This is a genomic window from Streptomyces sp. ISL-96, assembly GCF_018614035.1.
Taxonomy (GTDB): domain Bacteria; phylum Actinomycetota; class Actinomycetes; order Streptomycetales; family Streptomycetaceae; genus Streptomyces.
Window position 1 is genome coordinate 245,363 of sequence record NZ_JAGGPA010000006.1, and the last position, 6,208, is coordinate 251,570.

Annotated in this window: 6 protein-coding genes; all 6 read right to left on the reverse strand. The window is 71.0% G+C overall.

Features of this window, described 5'->3' with window-relative positions; translation table 11 throughout:
- Nucleotides 1-119 precede the first annotated feature (119 nt).
- A complete protein-coding gene (gene fbaA / locus J7E96_RS05110) occupies nucleotides 120-1,142 on the reverse strand; it encodes a class II fructose-bisphosphate aldolase (protein WP_215127865.1) in 1,023 nt (340 codons plus the stop codon).
- A 187-nt stretch (nucleotides 1,143-1,329) separates the two neighbouring features.
- A complete protein-coding gene (gene pyrE, locus J7E96_RS05115; RefSeq protein WP_214980261.1) occupies nucleotides 1,330-1,869 on the reverse strand; it encodes an orotate phosphoribosyltransferase in 540 nt (179 codons plus the stop codon).
- A 23-nt stretch (nucleotides 1,870-1,892) separates the two neighbouring features.
- Nucleotides 1,893-2,687, reverse strand: a complete 795-nt coding sequence (locus tag J7E96_RS05120) for an aldose 1-epimerase (RefSeq protein ID WP_215127866.1) — start codon at nucleotides 2,685-2,687, stop codon at nucleotides 1,893-1,895.
- 71 nt (nucleotides 2,688-2,758) lie between these two features.
- A complete protein-coding gene (locus J7E96_RS05125; protein WP_215127868.1) occupies nucleotides 2,759-3,577 on the reverse strand; it encodes an SRPBCC family protein in 819 nt (272 codons plus the stop codon).
- A 77-nt stretch (nucleotides 3,578-3,654) separates the two neighbouring features.
- On the reverse strand, nucleotides 3,655-5,274 hold the full coding sequence (locus tag J7E96_RS05130) for a polyamine aminopropyltransferase (protein WP_308295841.1): 1,620 nt from the start codon (nucleotides 5,272-5,274) through the stop codon (nucleotides 3,655-3,657).
- A gap of 54 nt (nucleotides 5,275-5,328) precedes the next feature.
- Entirely contained in the window at nucleotides 5,329-5,847 is a 519-nt protein-coding gene (locus J7E96_RS05135; protein WP_215127871.1) for a DUF2617 family protein, read from the reverse strand.
- Between the last annotated feature and the right edge of the window lie 361 nt (nucleotides 5,848-6,208).

The following is a 6,208-nucleotide window of genomic DNA, read 5'->3' on the forward strand; positions in this document are numbered from 1 at the left end:
CGGCACCGGGTGGCCGCACACTGCGCGCGCCCGGGGAACATGGCCGTCGCCCCGGACCGGCCGACCACGCGTGGTGGTCGGCCGAAGGGACCCTCCCGGCCTCAGCCAGGAGAGCATCGTCAGTTGAGCTTCGTGCCCGTCGAGCGCAGGTTCGCGCACGCCTCGGTGACGCGCTTGGCCATCGACGCCTCGGCCAGCTTGCCCCAGGTGCGCGGGTCGTACGTCTTCTTCGAGCCGACCTCGCCGTCGACCTTCAGGACGCCGTCGTAGTTGCGGAACATGTGGTCCGCGACCGGGCGGGTGAAGGCGTACTGGGTGTCGGTGTCGAGGTTCATCTTCACGACGCCGTTCTCCAGCGCGGTGGCGATCTCCTCGGCGGTGGAGCCCGAGCCGCCGTGGAAGACGAAGTCGAACGGAGACTCCTTGCCGTACTTCTCGGCGACGCCCGCCTGGAGGTCCTTCAGCAGCTCGGGGCGCAGAACGACGTTGCCCGGCTTGTAGACGCCGTGCACGTTGCCGAAGGAGGCGGCCAGCAGGTAGCGGCCCTTCTCGCCCAGGCCCAGCGCCTCGGCGGTGCGCAGCGCGTCGTCGACAGTCGTGTAGAGCTCGTCGTTGATCTCGTGGCTGACACCGTCCTCCTCGCCACCGGTCGGGGTGATCTCGACCTCAAGGATGATCTTCGCGGCGGCGGCCTTCGCGAGCAGCTCCTGGCCGATGGCCAGGTTGTCGGCGAGGGTCTCGGCGGAGCCGTCCCACATGTGGGACTGGAAGAGCGGGTTGAGGCCCTTGGCGACGCGCTCGGCGGATACGTCGATCAGCGGACGTACGTACGTGTCCAGCTTGTCCTTGGGGCAGTGGTCCGTGTGCAGCGCGACCGTCACCGGGTACTTCGCCGCCACGATGTGTGCGAACTCGGCCAGCGCGACCGCGCCGGTCACCATGTCCTTGGAGTACTGGCCGCCCAGGAACTCGGCGCCGCCGGTGGAAATCTGGATGATGCCGTCGCTCTCGGCGTCCGCGAAACCGCGCAGCGCCGCGTGCAAGGTCTGGGTCGAGGTCACGTTGATGGCCGGGTAGGCGAACTTGCCTGCCTTCGCCCGGTCGAGCATCTCGTTGTAGACCTCGGGGGTTGCGATGGGCATCTGTCCGCTCCTTATGACGTGCGGGTGTGTGGTGCTGGGCCCTGACCTGGGGGCGACGTCATCGTCGCCCCTATCTTTCCAGACTCTCGTCGCGGCTCCACCCTGCACACCGCATGGACATACGACAAGGGCGGACTGTTTCACGTGAAACAGTCCGCCCTCACTAAAAACCGCAGGTCAGGCCGGATTACGCGAGTCCGAGCTCATCCAGCGAATAGGCATTGATGTACGGAAGGCCGGCCTCCGCGATCTTCGGAGCCGCGCCCCGCTCCACGATCACCGCGACACCGACGACCTCGCCGCCGGCCTCACGGACCGCCTCGACGGCGGTCAGCGGCGAGCCACCGGTGGTGGACACGTCCTCGACGACCAGGCAGCGGCGGCCCTTGACGTCCGTGCCCTCGATCCGGCGCTGCATGCCGTGCGCCTTGCCCGCCTTGCGTACGACGAACGCGTCGAGCCGCTGCCCGCGCGCGGCGGAGGCGTGCAGCATCGAGGTGGCCACCGGGTCGGCGCCCAGGGTCAGCCCGCCCACGCAGTCGTAGTCCAGCTCGCTGGTGGCGTCGAGCATCACCTGGCCGACCATCGGCGCGGCCTCGCCGTCCAGCGTGATCCGGCGCAGGTCGATGTACCAGTCGGCCTCGATCCCTGAAGACAGGGTCACCTTGCCGTGCACCACGGCCTTGTCCTTGATCTGCTGGAGCAGCTCACCACGTACGTCAGTCATGCCATGAGCTTAAAGCCGCCGCTTCACAGCCGCCGCCAGGTCCAGATGGTCTCGATCTCCAGCGGCTCGATGGGCGTCACGAACCGGGGCATCGTGTTGAGCCCGTTCGGCGGCCCGGACTGCGGCTCCACGCACACCCCCTCCGCCTGCTCGTCGTACACGACGACCCACTCGGCGCGGCTCTTCACCTTCAGCTCCAGCTGCCCCGGCCAGGTGAGCGTGACGTCCACGCCGTCCGGCATCCCGAAGCAGTCGTCCCACGGGCCGGGCCGAGGCGGGATCCGCTTCCCGGTAGGGAGATGGTCATCGCCCCGCTCCTCCTGCCAGGCCGGAGCGAAGTCGATCTGCACGTCCTGCCCGCCGCCGCCGAGGTTGCGCAGGAACCAGGGGTGCCAGCCCGCCTGCGCCGGGAAGGAATCGCCGTACGTCTCGATCCCCATCGTCAGCGTGAGGGAGTCCTCGGCCAGCCCGAACGCCTGGGTGACCCTGCCCTGGTACGGCCACGGGTCGGCCAGGTCGTACGTGAACGCGGCCTCGCTCTTCTCGGCCCGCGCGGTGTGCCAGACGGCGTCGCGGCCGGTGCCGTGGATGGCGTGCGGCGGGGAGTTGAGCGGCAGCTGGTGCATGGTCGCGCCGTTGAGGAACTTGCCGCGGTCCAGCCGTCCGCACCACGGCACCATCGGGAAGCAGCCGTACCGCTCCCCCTGGCGCAGCAGCTCCATGCCGCCGATGCGAAGGCCGGTGATGCGGCAGCCGTTGTCTGGGGCGATGGTCAGCTCGGCGTCGCCCGCCGCCAGTCGCGTCTCTTGGGTGCTCACCCTTCGAGCCTATGGGCTGCGGGCCGGTAACCGGGGCTCCGCCCCGGACACTTCAGCCCGTCCGGCGTTGCTCAGCGCCTGCGCCGCAGTACCCGGCTCACCACCACCGCCGACGCCAGCGCCAGCGCGGCCGCCGGGGCGATCCAGCGCAGAGTGTCGGTGGTCGAGGCCGACTGCGGGGCCGGGACCGGGGCGTAGCGACCGCGCGGCGGTGCATGGTCGACCTCCTCCGCGCTGCGGCCGATCATCGTGCGCCGCGCATGAGCCGCCTCGGCCGGCGGCTCCGCCGGCGAGGGCACTCCCGGTACGTCCGCGAGGTCGGGCGCGTCAGGCAGGTCAGGTACGTCAGACACGTCGGTTACGTCGGTTACGTCGTCGGCCCGCGGGTCCAGCGACGGCGGCGGCACCTCCGTCTCGAAAACCGACGGCCGGGATTCCCCGCCGGACTCCCCTGCCCCGCCGGCCGGCGCATCCGCCAGCCGGGTGGTGAAGCGGTCCAGCAGACGCTGCGACGCGGACAGCGTCGCCGGCGCGTCGAGCTCCGCGATGCGGCCCTCGCCGCTCGCGGTCCCCGTGTACGTCACCGTCGTACCGCCGTCCGCCTCCGTCAGGCGTGCCGTCAGCGCCAGCTTGACCGAGCCCGTGCCGCGCGCCTCCGTGCCCTCGCCCTCGACGGCGAAGGTGCCGTCCGGCTGCCCGGTGACGCGCAGCGTTCCCCGGTACGTGATCGTGTGGCCGTCGATGCGGACCTTCAGCCGTCCCGCGATCGGGCCGGACGCCTCGTCGGCGTCCTGCTGGAGCCCCGGGACGCAACGCGCCACCCGGGCGGGGTCCCCCAGCGCCTGTCGGAGGGTCTCTGCCGGAACCGGAACGAACACCTCATGCTCCATGGGAACCGAGCCTACTCACGCCCGCCCGCGATGTACCCGCCTCTGCGAGGAATCCCCACACGCGATCCGCGGCGTAATCACCCCGTATAGCGCGGATGGACCAGCGTCGAAGGCCGCACCCCCCGCACCCGCGCCCCCTCCGCCGACCGCTCCCCCGACCGCAGCACCGCAGGCGACAGCGAGCGCAGCCGGGGCACGTCGGCGGCGAGGCCGAGGCCGGGGCGCTTGTCCCGCCCGGCGAGTACGAAGCCCCAGTCGTGCGGGGCCACCGCCGCGCCCGAGCCCCGGTCCGGGCCCCCGGTGAACCCGGAGAGGCGGCCGGTCGTACGGTACGGACGCGTCCGAAGCCCCGCCGCCCGCAGCGTCGCGTCGACCGTCCAGTAGGCCCGCGGCCGGGTCGCCAGCGGCCCCGCGTGGACGACGATGCGCCCGCCGCCCGCGAGGACGCGCGACGCCAGACCGTAGAACTCCTGGGAGTACAGCTTCGTGCTCGGGGTGATGCCGGGATCGGGCAGATCCGAGATCACCACGTCGTACGGCCGTTCCTGCCGCCCCGCCTCCCGCAGCCAGGTGAACGCGTCGGCGGCGTCGACCCGCAGCCGCGGATCCCGCAGGGCACGGTTGTTCAGCGCCGACAGGTCGGCGTCCGTACGGGCCAGCTCGACGACGGCCGGGTCCAGTTCGACCACCGTGAGCGACTCCACGTCCGGGTAGCGCAGCACCTCCCGCGCCGCGAGCCCGTCACCGCCGCCCAGGATCACCACCCGCGCGCGGCGCCCGCGCATCGCGGGGTGGACGAGCGCCTCGTGGTACCGGTGCTCGTCGCGGCCGCTGACCCGCAGCCGCCCGTCGAGGAAGAGGTCCAGCGGCCCGCCCGGGCCACCGGTGACGACGATCTCCTGTACGTCGGTCTGTACGGCGACCCGGACCCGGTCCCCGTACACCGCGCGCCGCGCCGCCCGCTCGAAGTCGTCGACGAGGGCGGTCGCGGTGGCGAGCAGCGCCAGCACCACCGCGTTCGCCACGACCAGCAGCCAGCGCTCACGCCGCGTCAGCTCGTGCCGGAAGAGCCACAGCACCAGCGCCCCGCCCGCCACCGCGTTGACCGCGCCGGTCAGCAACGCACCCGTCAACTGCCCGAGCAGCGGCAGCAGAAGAAAGGGGAAGGCCAAGCCGCCGACCAGCGCCCCGACGTAATCCGCGGCGAAGAGGTCCGCCACGTCGCCGCTCGTGTCACGGCGCTCCCCGCGCCGCGCCACGCGCTGGATCAACGTCATCAGCAGGGGAATCTCGGCGCCGATGAGCACGCCGATCGCCAGCGAGAAGCCGACCAGCGCGTACCGCGACCCGCCGAGCCAGGCGAACGTCGCGTACAGCACCATCGCCGAACAGCCGCCGCACAGCGCCAGCGCGGCCTCCAGCAGGCCGAAGCCCACCGCGGCACGGCACCGCAGCCGCTTGGCGAGCAGCGATCCGACGCCCATCGCGAAGACCATCACCGAGAGCACGACGGACGCCTGGGTGACCGAGTCGCCGATCAAGTACGAAGCGAGAGCGACCAGTTCGAGCTCGTACACAAGTCCGCACGCGGCACAGACGAACACCGCACCGAGCACCAGGAACCGGCCGGTCCGCGGCCGCACAGGCAGCGCGGCCGGGGCTTCCGGCACCGACAGCGACACAGGAGAATCGATCACCATGCGAACGCTACGTCACCAACTACTCACCCCTCGCCACCCACAAGGGTGTAACTAGAGGCTCGCAGGCATACGTACGCCTACCCGTGAACGCGTCACCACCAGCTGCCCCTCCTGTGGATACGCGTGCCACGTTCGCCACAGCACCTGCCCCTCGTACCGCTGCGCCAGCATCGCCGTGAACGCGTGCGGGCTGCCGGGAAACGTTCCCGCGAGCCCATTGGGATGGTCGGCGACGAGCGCGAGGAGTTCCTGCGCGCGCCCCGCGAACTGGCCCTGGGTGAGGGTCTCGACGCGCGCGGCGAATTCGTACTCCCACTGCCCGAGTCGTTTGGCGACGCCCAGCGGCAGCGGCGTGCTGCTGCCGGACATGCAGGCGACCGTCTCGGAGCAGGAACCTTCGCCCTCCTCAAGGAGCACTTGATGCGAGGCGCCGAGGAGCCTCAACTGAAGAACAGCAGCGTCGAGTTGCAGGTCGAGCACGGCCAGGGCCGGCAGCGGCTCGCGCCCCAGCGCCCAGGCGAGGTCGGCGGCACGCGTGTCGGTGTAGGCAGTCTTGAGAGTCGTGAGCATGAGTGGGCTCCGCAGACAGGCGTTCGGGAAGGGTGGACCGGAGTCACCGGGAGATGAGGTTCCGGGGGGGCGGGGACCGCCTGCTCGGGTCCACATGAGGTCCGAGGGCTGATGTTCTCGACAGCGAGGGAATCATGAAGTGCGCTGCGCTCACAGCCTTTTTACCCAACTTGGAGTGGTTTCCATCCCCTCGGGGGCCAGACGGTTCATCTGTTCAACGAGAGAGCGCCCGGGGGCGTTAACCCACCGGGCGCAAGGGCCTGACGATCGCAACGGTGCTGATGTGATGCCGGCGGAGGCAACTGCCCCGTGTCAGTCGCCTCCGCCGCCTCCACCACCGCAACCCCCGCCGCCCCCGCCG

Coding starts and splice junctions, on each gene's coding strand:
- fbaA (WP_215127865.1), bottom strand. CDS start 1,142: ATGCCCATCGCAACCCCCGAGGTCTACAACGAGATGCTCGACCGGGCG.
- pyrE (WP_214980261.1), bottom strand. CDS start 1,869: ATGACTGACGTACGTGGTGAGCTGCTCCAGCAGATCAAGGACAAGGCC.
- J7E96_RS05125 (WP_215127868.1), bottom strand. CDS start 3,577: ATGGAGCATGAGGTGTTCGTTCCGGTTCCGGCAGAGACCCTCCGACAG.
- J7E96_RS05135 (WP_215127871.1), bottom strand. CDS start 5,847: ATGCTCACGACTCTCAAGACTGCCTACACCGACACGCGTGCCGCCGAC.